Here is a 14,798-nt window from a genome sequence, read left to right on the forward strand (position 1 = left end):
GCGGTCGGTCACGCGGAGACCACGTTCTCAGCGGGCCGCGGCCCAGAACAGTGACGGGGATGACGGATGTCACCAAATTCCTGCCATAGGCTTCGGATCATGAGCGCCGGTTCCGTCGCCGTGGTCGTGACCGAGGACATCGAAGTGCCCTCCTGGGACCTGTACGAGCTGAGCATTCCTTGCACCGTCTTCGGCAGGCCGCATCCCGATCTCGCCGACCCCTGGTACGACCTGCGGCTGTGCGGGACGGGCAGGCGTCCGCCGGATGACCGGAGCGGTCCCGCCGGATCAAGGCTGACGGTGCGGACCGGCTACGGGCTCGACGGCCTCGTCGGCGCGGACACGGTCATCGTGCCCTCGGTTCCCGACTCCTGCGTCGAGGACGGCACGCCGCTGCCGCCCGAGCTGGTGGCGGCCCTCCGCCGTGCCCATGCCGCCGGCGCCCGGATCGTCTCCCTGTGTACCGGCGCCTTCGCTCTCGCCGAAGCAGGGCTGCTCGACGGACGCCGCGCCACCGCCCACTGGATGCACACCGCCCAGCTGGCCGAGCGCTATCCGAAGGTGCAGGTCGACGACTCGGTGCTGTATGTGGACGACGGCGACGTGCTCACCAGCGCCGGGCTGACCGCGGGGCTCGATCTCTGCCTCCACCTGGTACGTCGCGACCTCGGCGCGCACATCGCCAACCAGCTGGCCCGCCGGATGGTGGTGCCCGCCCATCGGCCCGGCGGTCAGGCGCAGTTCATCGACTTGTCCGTGCCGCCGACCGATGACGAGAGTCTGGGTCCCGCCCTGGAATGGGCCAGCGCGAACCTGGACCAGCCGCTCACGGTCGAGGAACTGGCGCGACGTGCCGCGATAAGCCCCCGAACCCTCTACCGGCGGCTGCGAGCGACCACCGGGATGACACCGCTGCAGTGGTTGCTCAACCAACGCCTGGCACGTGCCCGGAGTCTGCTCGAGTCGACGGACCTGCCGATCGCGAAGGTCGGGGAGCTGAGCGGGCTCGGCACGGCCAACAACCTCCGCCACCACTTCCTCAAGCAGCTGGGGGTGTCTCCGGGCGACTATCGACGGGCCTTCCCTCGCGCGATGAACGGCTGACCGGACCGGTACCGTCGGACCCTTCGCGTTGTCGGACGACGCCCGCCGCCCGGTCTCCGTAACCGCCCGGACGAGAACCAGCGCCGGATCACGCGGGTCCGCCGCGGCCTCCTCCGACTCGTTGAGACGCCGCATGTTTGATGGGAAGCCACACAGGACAGCGAGCACTGTGGACAGAGCCACGGCAGACGAGCATGCAACCGGGGTCCCGGCTCATCGCCGCCGCCCCCGGCTCGGTTTCCCGACGTCGGGCGGCGGGAGAGACCCCGAACAGCCCGAGGCCGTACGAGGGTCTCCCCGACTGCCGTGCTTACTGTTCCGGGCTCGTCAGACCCGTCGGGCAGGACCACCCGGACGGGTCACCCGGCTTGACGTTGGTCCCACCGAGCCTGCAGTAGCCGGACAAGCCCCGGCACAAGACCTGGGGGTGCCCCGAGCACCTCTCAAGCGGCTGGAGCCTTCGGCGTCAGACGGACCTCGACATCCGCGTCCAGGGCGCGCGCCAGACGTTCCAGAACCGGCAATGTGGGAATGGTCCCGCCCGCCTCGAAACGGGCCACCGCGGACTGGGTCATGCCGGCCTCACGAGCCAGGTCGCTCTGACTCCATCCCCGTCCCTCACGCATCGTCCGAACCGTCCTGCCCAGCTCGTAGGCGATACGTGCGGCCTCATACGCCTCGGCCGCACCCGGCTCGGCCATCCGGCGATCCCTGAGCTCTCGCCAGCTCCCCTGCTCGCTCATACCGCTTCTTCTTCCTCGTCAACGGTGTGCATCAACTCGATGCAGCGACGCATGGCCCGCCGAGCCCGATCGATCTCCCGACCGTCACGTGCCCGCGTCTTGCGGAACACGGCCAGGAGCACGATCCGGCGGCCAGGCGCGATCCAGTACGTGATGCGCATCGCGAACTCGTCGAGATGGAACCGGAGTTCGCGTAGCTTGCCGTCCAGCTGCTTGGTGTAGGGCTCGCCCAGCAGAGGCCCCTCCGCCGAAAGAAGATCGACATAGAAGGCCGCTCTTGCGAACAGCGCCGAAGGCAGGTCTTCAAGCCACTTGCGAACCTCTGGTTCCAGCTCCACGGTACCCCCAACTCATAGCATTGATGCTATGAGCCACGGTTCTGTCGCACTCTGCTTTCATAAAAACACGTTGGGTGAAGCGCGTGGCCTCCAGCTCCCACCACGGTGACGCAAGCCGTACCGGAACGACCTTCAGACGAGGCGCAGCACTGGCGCCGAACCGACCGGGTTCCTGCTCACCGCGTGCGGCAACCGCCGGGCCTCGCGCTGCCCGGCCTGCTCGGCGCTCTACCGGGACGACACCTACCACCTGATCATCTCCGGCCTGCGCGGCGGCAAGGGCGTCCCCGAGGGCGTCAGCGCGCATCCCCGCGTGTTCGCCACCTTCACCGCCCCGTCCTTCGGCGCGGTCCACGCGCACCGCACGGGCAAGAACGGCGCGATTCTGCCGTGCCGTCCCCGGCGTGATCACCCGATCTGCGAGCACGGGCGGCCTGAAGGATGCGGGGCACGCCATGACCGCGACGATCCGCAAGTGGGCCAACCGCTCTGTGCGAGCTGCTACGACTACCGGGGCGCGGTGCTGCGGAACGCGCACGCGGGCGAGCCGTGGCGCCGCTTTACCCAAGCACTCCTCGCCGCGCTCGCCCGGCTGCTCGGCATCCGCCGTACCCACCTGCGCGCGGCCCTGCGCCTGTCGTACGCCAAGGTCGCCGAGTACCAGACGCGCGGCCTGGTCCACTTCCACGCGGTGATCCGGCTCGACGGGCCGGACGGCCCGACCGCACCGCCGCCGGGCTGGGCCACCGTCCCCCTGCTGGATGAGGCGATCCGGCACGCCGCCGCGTAGATCGCCGTACCGGCGTCGAAGCAGCTACCGGGCGATCCTCCTCCGGTGGTGCTGCGCTGGGGCGCCCAGCTCGACGTGCGGCCGGTCTACGTCTCGGCGGAGTTGGACGGCGTCAGCGATCAGCGGGTGGCCTCCTACGTCGCCAAGTACGCGACCAAGGGCGCCGAGTCCGCCGGGACGGTGGACCGCCCGATCCGCAACGCCGGGGACATCGCCGCGCTGAAGGTCACCGAGCACGGCCGTCGGATGATCTACACCTGTCTCAGCCTGGGTGAGCTTCCCCCGTACCGGGATCTCCCACTGCGGCAGTGGGCTCACATGCTCGGCTACCGGGGCCACTTCTCCACCAAGAGCCGCTACCACTCCGTCACCCTGGGAGATCTGCGCCAGGCGCGCGCGGAGTACCGGGCCGAACAGGCTCGGATGATCCTCGGCCTGCCCACCCCCGACGCGGAGAAGACAGTCACCCTGTCCTGGTGGCGGTATACCGGGAACGGACACCGGCACGGCGAAGCCTTCTGGGCCGAACTCGCCCGGCAACGCATCACCACCGCCCGCGAGATCGCCAAGCAGAGAGCGGAAGAGCGGGTGTTCGAGTAGCCGCGCGTCTCCCTGCCCTGGCAGTGCTCTGACCTCGTTCAAGAGCTGACCGCGGCGGGAATGTTCACCCCGGCGGCAAGGACGGCTCGTTATGGTGGACATGCCGCGCAGTCGCGAGGAAGGCATACAGATGACCGGGCACGACTGGAACCCCGACCTGATGCACGACGATCGCAGCGAGCACACCGGCCAGCGGATCGCCAGAGCACGCAAGCTCCGCAACCTCAGCCAGGAAGGTCTGGCCCGGCTCGCCAACGTCTCGCGGAGCCTCATCGCCAAGGTCGAGTCCGGCGCCCGGCCTGCCACGCCCTCGCTCGTCGCCGCTGTCGCGCGGGCCTGTCAGGTGGATCCGGCGGAGATCAACGGACAACCGTACCGGGGCTCCGACAAGCGCAGCGACGCCGTGCACGCGGCGATCCCCGCCATCCGGATGGCGCTGGCGTACGTGGACGTCGCGCCCGAGCCGGACATGCCGCCCCGGACACTCGACGAGTTGAGCACCGAGCTGGGCAGGCTCCAGAAACTCCAGAAATCCGCCTCGCACGCTCGCCTCGGCGCGCTCCTGCCTGCCGCATTGGAAGAGCTGACCGTGCATGTCATGGAGTCGGGCGACCCCCGCGCCTGGCGGCTGCTCAACCGCGCCCAGAGCTTCGCCGGATCGCTGGCCCGGCGTCTGGGCTACAACGACCTGGCACAGGTCGTGGTGGAGCGGACATCGGTCTCCGCCCAGCGGGCTGGGGATCCGTACCTGCCGCACCTGGTCACCATGGGCCGGGCGCGGTTACTGATGACGCTCGGCTCCTGGGACGTCGCGCTGAAGATGCTCAAGCAGACGGCGGGCAAGATCGACCAGGACGACCCGGTGTCCACCGAAGTCTTCGGCTCTCTGCATCTGAGCGCGGCCATCGCCGCCGCAAGGGCCGGTAAGGCGGCCGATGCGTGGGAGCACCACGGGACCGCGAGCGAGGCGGCGGCCCGGATCAATCCGAGAGACCGCCGCGACCCCTACGGCTTGCAGATGAACCCGGGCAACGCCGCCATCCACGGGTGCGCGGTGGCCGTCGAACTCGGCGACTCCGACCAGGCCATCCGGCTGGATCAGGGAGTCGATCTGACCGGACGCGACACCACCGACGAACGCCGGGCACACCACGAGATCGACATGGCGCGGGCGCACCTGTGGGCCAACGATCACGACAGGGCGCTCAAGCGGATGATCATCGCTGAGCGGACCGCGCCGCAGATGGCGCGCTTCCATCCCTCGGCCAGGGAGACAATTCGTCAGCTCGTGCGCGTCCACCGGAAGATCCCGGAACCGCTGCGGACATTGGAGAGCCGCATGGCCATCTAGCTGGTCGCTCGTCAAGGGGTCCGCTGTGCACAAGCTGTGAACAGTAGGCCCCTTGACCGTTCCTAAGGTCGCCGTGACGGCGAGAACTACCGTCCTCGCTGTCCGTATCCGGCGGTTGCGACCTTGGAGGACAGGTGACACAGCATGCGACACCGGCCGAACCTCAGGGGGTAGTCGACGAGGCGACGGCGGAACGTCATGACCGGGCGCTGGTGACCGTGCAGCGGCTTCTCATCGAGCGGGGTATCCGTGCCCACCGTCACCACACGATCAGTCTCAGGTTCGCCTCTGACCGCCCGGCGTCCCGGTGGCCACGCTCGTGGACCGATCGGCACCCGCCGGAACTGGCCGTGATCGGTCCCCAGGGCGGGCGTGAGGCCACGGTGACCGTAGGGCCGCGCTCGGGCTGCTACCTGGTGTCCCTGCGCAACGGCCCCGACCTCCAGGCGGTGAAGCGCGAACACCCCGAACAGGTGGTGGAACTCATCCTCGCCGCCTGGCCGGGTGAGCCGTCGTGACGGTGCACCTCCAGGCCATCCCCGCCCGCGCGGACATCGACGACCCCCGGAGCGCCGTGCGGCCTGCGGCGGAGTTGCGGGCGGGGTACGGCCTGCTGTTCCAGCGGGAGGCGGGTCACCCGTTCGCGCTCGTCCCGGCGCGGGCCGAGAACCGGCGGGCCGACCTGGGGCCCGCGGATCTGGTGTGGGCACACGTGGCCGACCTTCACCCCCTGCCCGGGGGGCTGCGCATCTACCCCGTCGCCGTGTACTGCGCGTTCCCGGCGGGCGGGTCGCTGATGACCACCGTGCTCAGTGACGCCCTGGTGGTGATGGCCCCCCGGCGTTTCCCCTCACGGATGCCGGGGCGTCACTGCTGAAAGCCGGTGCGGCGGCGCGATCTTCCCCCGTGCCCGCGCCGCCGCACCCGACCAGAGACGACCGTGACCAGGTCGCCGGGGTCATCCGTTGGCAACCCGACCCGGAGCGCAAGCCCGCCAGGGCTGAGCACAGGAAGCGAAGCGGCAGCCTGTTCTTTCCGCTGATCGGACATGCCGGGTGAACTTCACGGAGCGCAGCGGCCGGCGCCAATGCGAAGCATCCCGAAGGGACCGCGCAGCGGTTGGGGCCGGTGGCGGAGCGGCGGCGGCAGCGCGTACCCAGGGCGGCGGGTTCGTCCGGTGCGGCGGGTGCGCGGTGCGGCGGGCGGCGGGCTTACGCCGTGCCGTCCCGGCTGGCGCGGGCCGGGACCGGCCCCCAGGCCGCATGCCCGGCCCGCTGGCCGTGCCGGGACGGCGGGGCGTGTCCCGCCGTGCGGCGGCGCGGAGCGCTGCCGCCTTGGCCCTGTAGAGAAAGTACTCGACCCTGTAGAGAAGATTCTCGCCGGAAACACCTCTGGCCCAAGATCAGCACCGGGCATGCCGGGCGATCAAGGGCCAGATTTCAGCTATCTCCGCAGGTCTACGCCTCGCCACTCGTCAGGCCGACCGGGCAGGCCACTCCCGTTCCGCCGATGCCGCAGTAGCCGTTCGGAACTTTGAACAGGTACTGCTGGTGATACTCCTCGGCAAAGTAGTAGTCACCGGCGGCGGCGATCTCGGTGGTGATGGGCCCGTAGCCCGACTCGGTGAGCACCTTCTGGTAGGCGTCACGCGAGGCCAGGGCGGACTTCTCCTGCTCGGGCGAGTGGAAGTAGATCGCCGAGCGGTACTGGGTGCCGACGTCGTTGCCCTGGCGCATGCCCTGGGTGGGGTCGTGGGCCTCCCAGAAGACCCGCAGCAGTTCCTCGTACGAGACGCGGGCCGGGTCGAAGACGACGCGGACGAGCTCGGTGTGGCCGGTCAGGCCCGTGCAGACCTCTTCGTAGGTCGGGTTCGGGGTGTAGCCGCCGCCGTAGCCGACCGAGGTGGAGATCACCCCGGGGGTCTGCCAGAACTTGCGCTCGGCGCCCCAGAAACAGCCGAGGCCGAAGTCCGCGATCTCACTTCCCTCGGGGTACGGCGGAGCCAGCGGGGCGTCGAGGACCGCGTGCCGGGCGGGGACCGCCATGCGGATGTCACGGCCCGGGAGCGCATTCTCCGGCGACACCATCGACGTCTTGTCCTTGCCGAACAGCCAGCCCATGGGGACCTCCTTCTGACGTGTTCTCCCCAGAGAGGGGAACTGTCGAGGGCCGCGCCATGTTCCCGTAAGCAACGCTTAATGATCCGGAAAGTAATACTAACTTGTATTAAATCCGGTAAGGAGCGAAAATAAGTTACATGCCTGAATCACGTCGTGGAGTCCTGTACGGCGTCGCCGCATACACGATGTGGGGCCTGTTTCCGCTGTACTGGCCGCTCCTGAAGCCCTCCGGCGCGGTGGAGATCCTCGCGCACCGCATCGCCTGGTCCCTGGTGGCCGTCGCCGCCATCCTGGCGGTACGGCGCCACTGGTCCTGGTTCCACGCGCTCGTACGAACCCCGAAGAAGCTCGGCCTCCTCGTCCTGGCCGCAATGATCATCACGGTGAACTGGGGTGTCTACATCTACGCGGTCAACAGCGGGCACGTGGTCGAGGGCGCGCTCGGCTACTTCATCAATCCCCTGGTCAGTGTGCTCTTCGGCGTCCTGCTGCTGAGGGAGCGACTGCGGCCGCTCCAGTGGGCCGCGGTCGGGCTGGGCGCCGTCGCCGTCCTCGTGCTGACCTTCGACTACGGCCGGCTGCCGTGGATCGCGCTGGTGCTGGCCCTCAGCTTCGGCACGTACGGCCTGGTCAAGAAGACCGCGCAGGTGGGCGCGGCGGAGAGCATGGCGATCGAGACACTGGTGCTGCTGCTCCCCGCGCTGGGCTACCTCGTCTTCCTGGGGCAGCAGGGCACGAGCACCTTCGGGAACGCGGGCACCGCGCACGCCCTGCTGCTGGCCGGGGGCGGGGTGGTCACCGCCGTCCCGCTGCTCTGCTTCACCGCCGCCGCGATCCGGGTGCCGCTCACCACGATCGGCCTGCTCCAGTACATCGCGCCGGTGCTGCAGTTCCTGTGCGGGGTGCTCGTCGCACGCGAGGTCATGCCGCCCAGCCGTTGGATCGGGTTCGCCATCGTCTGGCTGGCCCTGTCGGTCTTCACCTGGGACAGCCTCCGTACGGCCCACCGGGCCAGGCAGGCCCGGCAGGAAGACCGCGAGACCGTCACCGTCTGACGAAGGCGCCGCCCTCCGGAAACCATCACCGTCCGACGGAGGCGCCGCCCTCCGGAGACCGTCGTCCTGAAAACCGTCGCTCTCCGAAGACCGTCGTCCTAAAACCGTCGCTCTCCGAAGCCGTCGCCCTGAAGGTCCCCTCCGAAGACTGCCACTCTCCGACGAAGCGTCAGAAAGCTCCTGAAAGCCCCTCAGCGCCCCCTGAAAGGCGCTAGGAGCCCCGTACGGCGAGGACCAGGGGGGTGAAGTCGGGGTCGATGCCCGCCTGCTCCAGGGCGGCGGCCAGGGTGCGCTCGTAGGTGGGGGTGGCCTCGGCCAGGCGGGCGCGCCCCCGGTCGGTGATCATCGAGTAGACGCCGCGGCGGTCGTCGCGGCAGAGGGCCCGGCGGGTCATGCCCGCCTCCTCCAGGCGGGCGACGAGACGGGTCACCGAGCTCTGGTTGAGCCCCACGGCCTCGGCGAGTTCCTGCATGCGCAGCTCGCCGCCGGGAGCCGCGGCGAGCCGCCCCAGCGCGCGGTACTCCGACAGTCCGAGACCGTGACCGCGCTGCAGGGCCTTGGCCAGGTCAGCCTCCACACGTGCGTGCAGAAGGGCGAAACGGTCCCACGACATTGCGAACCTCCCCGGTGCATCCGACCTGAGAGGAGTTTACGCGGATCCGCGCATTTGCATGCACGCGCAAAGAGATCGGGGATTCCCGATCAGCCCGAGCGCTCCACGACGTAGTCGCAGAGGGCGAGGTAGGCGGCGCGAGCCGGGATGTCGGGAAGGCCCGCCAGGTCCTCGCGGGCCCGGTCGGCCCAGGAGGTCAGCTCGGCGCGGGCCCGCTCCATCGCGGTGTGGGAGCGGAGCAGACGCAGGGTCTCCTCGATGTCCTCCTCACCCACCGGACCCGCCAGGAGTTCGCGCAGCCGGGCGCTCCCGGGGTCGTCGGAGGCCAGGACGTAGAGCACCGGCAGGGTCCGGATGCCCTCGCGCAGGTCGGTGCCCGGAGTCTTGCCCGACTCGACCGACTCGGCGGCGACGTCGAGCAGGTCGTCACCGAGCTGCCAGGCGACCCCGATGGCCTCGCAGGCCCGGGTCACCCGCTCGACGACCTCGGGGGCGGCGCCGCTGAGCAGGGCGCCGAACCGGCCCGAGGTGGCGATCAGCGAGCCGGTCTTGTCGGCCAGCACGTCGATGTAGTGGGTGACCGGGTCCTCGCCGGGGCGGGGGCCGATGGTCTCGCGGATCTGGCCGCGCACCAGGCGGGAGAACGTCTGGGCCTGGATCCTGATGATGTCGGCGCCGAGGTCGGCCAGGATCTCCGAGGCCTGGGCGAACAGGTAGTCGCCGGTCAGGATGGCCACGGTGTTGTCCCATCGGGCGTTGGCCGACGGGGAGCCCCGGCGGACCGGGGCCTCGTCCATCACGTCGTCGTGGTACAGGGTGGCCAGGTGGGTCAGCTCGATCACCACGGCCCCCGGGACCACGCCGGGGGCGTCCGGCCTGCCAAACTGGGCGGCGAGCAGCACGAGCATCGCCCGGAACCGCTTGCCGCCCGCCTCGATGAGGTGCTTCGACGCCTCCGTGACGAAGGCGTCGTCGCTCTCCACCGAGGACCGCAGCAGCTTCTCGACCTCGGCCAGTCCGGCTGCCAGGTCCTGCGCCAACCGCTCGTCGACGAACGGAAGATCAACCACCGGTGGCGCAGCCATGGACCATTACTCCTCTAGCGAATGAACAACGCGGACGCAGCCTGGTCCGCGATATCGAGCACCGGCTGGGGGAAAACGCCCAGCACTACCGTAGCCGCTGCCGCCAGAGCGACCACAGCCGAGGTACCCACCGTGGGGGCCGCGATGGACGGACCGTCGGCGGCGGGCTCGCTGAAGAACATCAGCACGATCACGCGGACGTAGAAGAACGCCGCGATGGCCGAGCTGACCACGCCGACGATCACCAGCGGCAGCGCGCCGCCGGAGACCGCCGCCGCGAACACGGCGTACTTGCCGAAGAAGCCGCTCGTGAGCGGGATGCCGGCGAAGGCCAGCAGGAAGAAGGCGAAGATGCCCGCCAGGACCGGGGCGCGCTTGCCGAGACCGGCCCACCGGGACAGGTGCCCCGCCTCACCGCCCGCGTCGCGGACCATGGTGACCACCGCGAAGGCGCCGACCGTGGTGAAGCCGTACGCGGCCAGGTAGAACAGGATGGCCGACAGGGACTGCTGGTTCTGCTCGGCGGCGTCGCCCACGGCGAGCACGCCGGTGAGCAGGAAGCCCGCGTGGGCGACCGAGGAGTAGGCCAGCATGCGCTTGATCTCGGTCTGGGTGATGGCCAGGATCGCACCGACGATCATGGTGAGGATCGCGACGCCCCACATCACCGGCTGCCAGTTCCACTCCAGACCGCCCAGGGCGACCCAGAAGACGCGCAGCACGGCGCCGAAGGCGGCCACCAGCACGGTGGAGGCCATCAGGGCGGTGACCGCGGTCGGCGCGCCCTGGTAGACGTCGGGCTTCCACGCCTGGAACGGCGCGGCACCGATCTTGAAGAGCAGGCCGATGCCGAGGAGCGCGGCACCGAGCAGCAGGATCGTCTCCTGGCCGCTGACCGAGCCGAGCGCGGAGCCGATGGCCCTCAGGTCGACCGACCCGGCGTAGCCGTACACCATGGCCATCCCGTACAGGAAGAAGGCCGAGGAGAACGCGCCGAGCAGGAAGTACTTGACCGAGGCCTCCTGCGAGAGCAGGCGGCGACGGCGGGCCAGGCCGCACAGGAGGTACAGCGGCAGCGACATGACCTCCAGGCCGACGAACATGGCCAGCAGGTCGTTGGAGGCGGCGAACAGCAGCATGCCGCCGACCGAGAAGAGCAGCAGCGGGTAGACCTCGGTCTGGGCGTACCCGTGGCGGACCGCCTCCTCCTCGTCGGGGCTTCCCGGCACGGCCGCCGCCTGCGCGACGAACTGCTCGTCGTCGTTGATCAGCAGCGTGCTGATGAGGGCCAGGACGAGGATGATTCCCCAGATGAACAGCGAGGGGCCGTCCACCGCGACCGCGCCCATGGCCGCCGGGGCGTCCGGCAGGCCGTTGAGCGCGGTCAGGACGGTCATGACGAACGCGCCGGCCAGGGCGAGCAGCGTGAGCGGCACCTGGACCGACTTGCGCAGGAAGCGCGGCGCGAACGCCTCGACGAGCACTCCGACGACAGCCGCGCCGAACACGAGCAGCATCGGCGCGAGCAGCGCGTACTCGATCGTCGGGGCTGTGATGGTGCCGTTCACTGGCCGGCCCCCTTCTTGTCTGCCACGGCGGTGTTGGACTGGTCGACCTTGACGCTGGAGAGCGTCTTGTCCACCGCGGGGTTGATCACGTCGAGCACCGGCTTGGGGAAGAAGCCCAGAGCGATGATCACCGCGACCAGCGGGGCCACCACCCACTTCTCCCGCGTGTCGAGGTCGGGCAGGGCCCTGACCGACTCGGCCGGCGGACCGGTCATCGTGCGCTGGTACATCCACAGGATGTAGACGGCCGCCAGGATGACACCGGTGGTCGCGATGATCGCCGGGATGGCGTAGCGCTCGTACGTGCCGAACAGGACCATGAACTCGCTGACGAACGAGGACAGGCCCGGCAGGGACAGGCCCGACAGTCCGGCGATCAGGAAGGTGCCGGCGAGCACCGGGGCGACCTTCTGCACGCCCCGGTAGTCGGCGATCAGGCTGGAACCGCGGCGGTAGATCAGGAAGCCGGCGATCAGGAACAGCGCGCCGGTCGAGAAACCGTGGTTGACCATGTAGAGCGTGGCGCCCGCGCCGGCGTGGTCGGTCATCGCGAAGACGCCGAGGGCGATGAAGCCGAAGTGCGAGATCGAGGTGTAGGCGATCAGGCGCTTCATGTCGGTCTGGCCGATGGCCACGATGGCGCCGTAGACGATGCCCACGACGGACAGCGTGATCACCAGCGGGGTGAAGAAGACCGACGCGTCCGGGAACAGCTCCAGGCAGAAGCGGAGCATGCCGTACGTGCCGACCTTGTCCAGCACGCCGACCAGCAGCACCGCGGCACCGGCCGGGGCCTGCGCGGCGGCGTCGGGCAGCCAGGTGTGGAACGGCCAGAGCGGGGCCTTGACCGCGAACGCGATGAAGAAGCCGGCGAAGAGCCACTTCTGCGTGGTCGGGTCCTGGACGACCCCGATCAGCTCGGTGAACATGAAGGTGCCCGGCTGGTCCGCCCCGTTGGCCCGGTCGGCGACCACGTAGAGCGCGATCACCGCGACCAGCATGAGCAGGCCGCCGAAGAGCGAGTACAGCAGGAACTTCACGGCCGCGTAGGACCGCTGGACCCCGCCGTACGACCCGATCATGAAGTACATCGGGATCAGCATGGCTTCGAAGAAGACGTAGAAGAGGAAGACGTCGGTCGCCGCGAAGACGCCGATCATCATCGCCTCGAGCACCAGCAGCAGTGCGAAGTACGTCCGCACCGAGCGCTTGGGGGCCACCGTCTTGGGCCCCTCGCCCGGCACCGTCACGACGGTGCCGTCCGCGTCGTGCCAGGAGGCGAGGATCACGATCGGCACGAGCACCGCCGAGAGCGCGATCAGCACCAGGGCGATGCCGTCGACGCCGACGCCGTAGTGCACGCCGAAGCGCGGGATCCAGTCGTAGACCTCGGCGAACTGGAAGCGCGTCTCCGAGGTCGGGTCGAACTGGGCCGCGAGGGCGCCGGTGAGCCCGAGCACGATCAGCGAGACCACCAGGGCCAGCTGTTTGGCGACCTTGTCGTTCTTGACAAGGGAGACACCCACCGCGCCCAGAACGGGCACGGCCATCAGGGTTGAGAGCCAGGGCATCACATGTTCCCCACGTAGAGCAGGGCGCCAACGACCACGGCGGCACCGAAGAGGATGGACAACGCGTAGGACCGCACGTAGCCGGTCTGGACGCGGCGCAGCCGGCCCGAGGTCCCGCCGATCGCCGCCGCCAGGCCGTTGACCAGGCCGTCGACGCCGCGGTTGTCGAAGAACACCGCGATCCGGGTCAGCCACTGGCCGGGGCGCATGAACAGCGCCTCGTTCAGGGCGTCGCCGTACAGGTCACGACGGGCGAACGTGGTGACGAAGGAGCCGCGCGGGGCCACCGGGGACACCTCGGCGGCACCGTAGCGGAACCAGGCGAACGCGGCGCCGACCGCGACCAGCGCGAGCGTGGCCAGGCCGGGGACGCTGAACGGGTGGAACGCGGGAAGTTCCGCGGGCAGGCCGACCGCCGGGGCGAGGAACTGCATGAACCGGTTGTCGAGGATCAGGAAGGCGCCGAGGACGATCGAGCCGATCGACAGGATGATCAGCGGCACGGTCATGACGGAGGGCGACTCGTGCGGGTGCGCGTCGTCGGCCCAGCGCCGCTTGCCGAAGAAGGTCATGAAGACCATCCGCGACATGTAGAAGCCGGTGATGCCCGCGCCCAGCACGGCGAGCCAGCCCAGGACCGGGCTGTGGTGCATCGCCGCCTCGATGATGCCGTCCTTGGTGAAGTAGCCGGACAGCAGCGGGAAACCGATGATCGCCAGGTAACCGATGATGAAGGTGATCGCGGTGACCTTCATCACCGGGAACAACCCGCCGTACCTGCGCATGTCGACCTCGTCGTTCATGCCGTGCATGACGGAACCGGCGCCGAGGAACATGTTGGCCTTGAAGAAACCGTGCGTGATCAGGTGCGCGATGGCAAAGGCGTAGCCCGTCGGGCCGAGGCCCGCGGCGAGCATCATGTAGCCGATCTGCGACATCGTCGAACCGGCCAGGCCCTTCTTGATGTCGTCCTTGGCGCAACCGATGATCGCACCGGCGAGCAGCGTGGCCACGCCGACGATCGTCACGACGAGCTGCGCGGTCGGGGCGGCCTCGAAGAAGAGACCGGACCGGACGACCAGGTAGACGCCGGCGGTGACCATGGTCGCGGCGTGGATGAGGGCCGAGACCGGGGTCGGGCCCTCCATCGCGTCCAGGAGCCACGACTGCAGCGGGAGCTGGGCCGACTTGCCGCAGGCGCCCAGGAGGAGCAGCAGGCCGATCGCGGTCATCGTGCCCTGGGAGGCCGTGCCGACCTTCTCGGGGAGGTCGGCGAAGGCGAACGTGCCGAACGTGCTCCAGATCGTGAACATCGCGATCAGCAGGCCGAAGTCGCCGACGCGGTTGACGACGAACGCCTTCTTGGCCGCGACCGCCGCCGAGGGCTTGAACTGCCAGAACCCGATCAGCAGGTAGGAGGCGAGACCCACGCCCTCCCAGCCGATGAACAGGCCGACGTAGTTGTCGGACAGCACCAGCAGGAGCATGGCCGCGATGAACAGGTTCAGGTAGGAGAAGAACCGGCGCCGCTCGGTGTCGTGCGCCATGTAGCCGATCGAGTAGATGTGGATCAGCGAGCCCACACCGGTGATCAGCAGGGCGAAGCTGATCGAGAGCGGGTCGATCAGCAGCCCCATGTCGGCGACGCCGGGGATGAACTCGTACAGCGCGATGCCGAGGCGGCGCTGCCCCGGGTCCCGGCCCAGCAGCTCGAAGAAGGCTGCGACGGCCACCGCGAAGGAGGCCACGGACATCGCGACGCCGAGCAGGTGGCCCCAGCGGTCGGTACGGCGCCCGCCCAGCAGGAGGATCGCGGCCCCGAGCAGCGGCAGCACGATCATCAGCCAGGAGGCCCCGATC

The 14,798-nt window shown here is 69.4% G+C and carries 13 protein-coding genes and 1 pseudogene; 6 read left to right on the plus strand and 8 right to left on the minus strand.

Annotated features, from left to right (window positions below; translation table 11 throughout):
* The first annotated feature begins 99 nt into the window (after positions 1-99).
* The gene (locus tag ABD841_RS13200; RefSeq protein ID WP_344971070.1) at positions 100-1,104 is read left to right on the plus strand and encodes a GlxA family transcriptional regulator; all 1,005 of its coding nucleotides are present in this window, start codon (positions 100-102) and stop codon (positions 1,102-1,104) included.
* A 443-nt stretch (positions 1,105-1,547) separates the two neighbouring features.
* Here ABD841_RS13200 and ABD841_RS13205 read toward each other — a convergent pair whose 3' ends face one another.
* Together ABD841_RS13205 and ABD841_RS13210 are read right to left on the minus strand one after the other, a co-directional pair.
* On the minus strand, positions 1,548-1,847 hold the full coding sequence (locus ABD841_RS13205; protein ID WP_068898232.1) for a helix-turn-helix domain-containing protein: 300 nt from the start codon (positions 1,845-1,847) through the stop codon (positions 1,548-1,550).
* A complete protein-coding gene (locus ABD841_RS13210) occupies positions 1,844-2,185 on the minus strand; it encodes a type II toxin-antitoxin system RelE/ParE family toxin (RefSeq protein ID WP_344971076.1) in 342 nt (113 codons plus the stop codon). Before ABD841_RS13210 ends, ABD841_RS13205 begins: the two co-directional genes overlap by 4 nt.
* A 148-nt stretch (positions 2,186-2,333) precedes the next feature.
* Between ABD841_RS13210 and ABD841_RS13215 the strand changes: the two are divergent.
* The 4 genes and pseudogenes from ABD841_RS13215 to ABD841_RS13230 form a co-directional block, all read left to right on the plus strand.
* A pseudogene (locus tag ABD841_RS13215) lies at positions 2,334-3,575 on the plus strand (replication initiator); the annotation flags it as partial.
* A 130-nt stretch (positions 3,576-3,705) separates the two neighbouring features.
* Positions 3,706-4,926, plus strand: coding sequence for a helix-turn-helix domain-containing protein (locus ABD841_RS13220; RefSeq protein ID WP_344971078.1), 1,221 nt, complete (start codon positions 3,706-3,708; stop codon positions 4,924-4,926).
* 134 nt (positions 4,927-5,060) lie between these two features.
* Positions 5,061-5,444 carry a hypothetical protein gene (locus tag ABD841_RS13225; protein WP_344971080.1) on the plus strand — a complete coding sequence of 128 codons (384 nt, stop codon included), beginning with the start codon at positions 5,061-5,063 and terminating at the stop codon, positions 5,442-5,444.
* Positions 5,441-5,803: a hypothetical protein gene (locus ABD841_RS13230; RefSeq protein WP_344971082.1), complete on the plus strand. Its 363-nt coding sequence runs from the start codon at positions 5,441-5,443 to the stop codon at positions 5,801-5,803. The genes ABD841_RS13225 and ABD841_RS13230 overlap by 4 nt, the downstream gene beginning before the upstream one ends.
* 580 nt (positions 5,804-6,383) lie before the next feature.
* Here ABD841_RS13230 and msrA read toward each other — a convergent pair.
* Positions 6,384-7,046 carry a peptide-methionine (S)-S-oxide reductase MsrA gene (msrA, locus tag ABD841_RS13235; RefSeq protein WP_344971084.1) on the minus strand — a complete coding sequence of 221 codons (663 nt, stop codon included), beginning with the start codon at positions 7,044-7,046 and terminating at the stop codon, positions 6,384-6,386.
* 137 nt (positions 7,047-7,183) lie between these two features.
* Here msrA and rarD point away from each other — a divergent pair, with 137 nt between their 5' ends.
* Positions 7,184-8,101 (plus strand): EamA family transporter RarD, encoded by a 918-nt coding sequence (rarD, locus tag ABD841_RS13240; protein ID WP_344971086.1) that lies wholly within the window; start codon positions 7,184-7,186, stop codon positions 8,099-8,101.
* A 211-nt stretch (positions 8,102-8,312) separates the two neighbouring features.
* On the opposite strand, the gene ABD841_RS13245 is transcribed toward rarD, so the two are convergent.
* The 5 genes from ABD841_RS13245 to nuoL form a co-directional block, all read right to left on the minus strand.
* Positions 8,313-8,714, minus strand: a complete 402-nt coding sequence (locus ABD841_RS13245) for a MarR family winged helix-turn-helix transcriptional regulator (protein ID WP_344971088.1) — start codon at positions 8,712-8,714, stop codon at positions 8,313-8,315.
* A gap of 89 nt (positions 8,715-8,803) precedes the next feature.
* Entirely contained in the window at positions 8,804-9,799 is a 996-nt protein-coding gene (locus tag ABD841_RS13250; RefSeq protein WP_344971090.1) for a polyprenyl synthetase family protein, read from the minus strand.
* A 14-nt stretch (positions 9,800-9,813) separates the two neighbouring features.
* The gene (gene nuoN, locus ABD841_RS13255; protein WP_344971092.1) at positions 9,814-11,367 is read right to left on the minus strand and encodes an NADH-quinone oxidoreductase subunit NuoN; all 1,554 of its coding nucleotides are present in this window, start codon (positions 11,365-11,367) and stop codon (positions 9,814-9,816) included.
* The gene (locus ABD841_RS13260; protein WP_344971094.1) at positions 11,364-12,938 is read right to left on the minus strand and encodes an NADH-quinone oxidoreductase subunit M; all 1,575 of its coding nucleotides are present in this window, start codon (positions 12,936-12,938) and stop codon (positions 11,364-11,366) included. Before ABD841_RS13260 ends, nuoN begins: the two co-directional genes overlap by 4 nt.
* Positions 12,938-14,779 (minus strand): NADH-quinone oxidoreductase subunit L, encoded by a 1,842-nt coding sequence (nuoL, locus tag ABD841_RS13265; RefSeq protein WP_344971193.1) that lies wholly within the window; start codon positions 14,777-14,779, stop codon positions 12,938-12,940. The genes ABD841_RS13260 and nuoL overlap by 1 nt, the downstream gene beginning before the upstream one ends.
* Positions 14,780-14,798 lie beyond the last annotated feature (19 nt).

Origin of the sequence: Streptosporangium fragile, from assembly GCF_039534445.1 — a bacterium.
Classification (GTDB): Bacteria; Actinomycetota; Actinomycetes; order Streptosporangiales; family Streptosporangiaceae; genus Streptosporangium; species Streptosporangium fragile.

Excerpts from the sequence above, each read along its gene's own strand:
- ABD841_RS13200 (WP_344971070.1), top strand. The coding sequence starts at position 100 with ATGAGCGCCGGTTCCGTCGCCGTGGTCGTGACCGAGGACATCGAAGTG.
- ABD841_RS13205 (WP_068898232.1), bottom strand. The coding sequence starts at position 1,847 with ATGAGCGAGCAGGGGAGCTGGCGAGAGCTCAGGGATCGCCGGATGGCC.
- ABD841_RS13220 (WP_344971078.1), top strand. The coding sequence starts at position 3,706 with ATGACCGGGCACGACTGGAACCCCGACCTGATGCACGACGATCGCAGC.
- msrA (WP_344971084.1), bottom strand. The coding sequence starts at position 7,046 with ATGGGCTGGCTGTTCGGCAAGGACAAGACGTCGATGGTGTCGCCGGAG.
- rarD (WP_344971086.1), top strand. The coding sequence starts at position 7,184 with ATGCCTGAATCACGTCGTGGAGTCCTGTACGGCGTCGCCGCATACACG.
- ABD841_RS13245 (WP_344971088.1), bottom strand. The coding sequence starts at position 8,714 with ATGTCGTGGGACCGTTTCGCCCTTCTGCACGCACGTGTGGAGGCTGAC.
- ABD841_RS13250 (WP_344971090.1), bottom strand. The coding sequence starts at position 9,799 with ATGGCTGCGCCACCGGTGGTTGATCTTCCGTTCGTCGACGAGCGGTTG.
- ABD841_RS13260 (WP_344971094.1), bottom strand. The coding sequence starts at position 12,938 with ATGCCCTGGCTCTCAACCCTGATGGCCGTGCCCGTTCTGGGCGCGGTG.
- nuoL (WP_344971193.1), bottom strand. The coding sequence starts at position 14,779 with ATGATCGTGCTGCCGCTGCTCGGGGCCGCGATCCTCCTGCTGGGCGGG.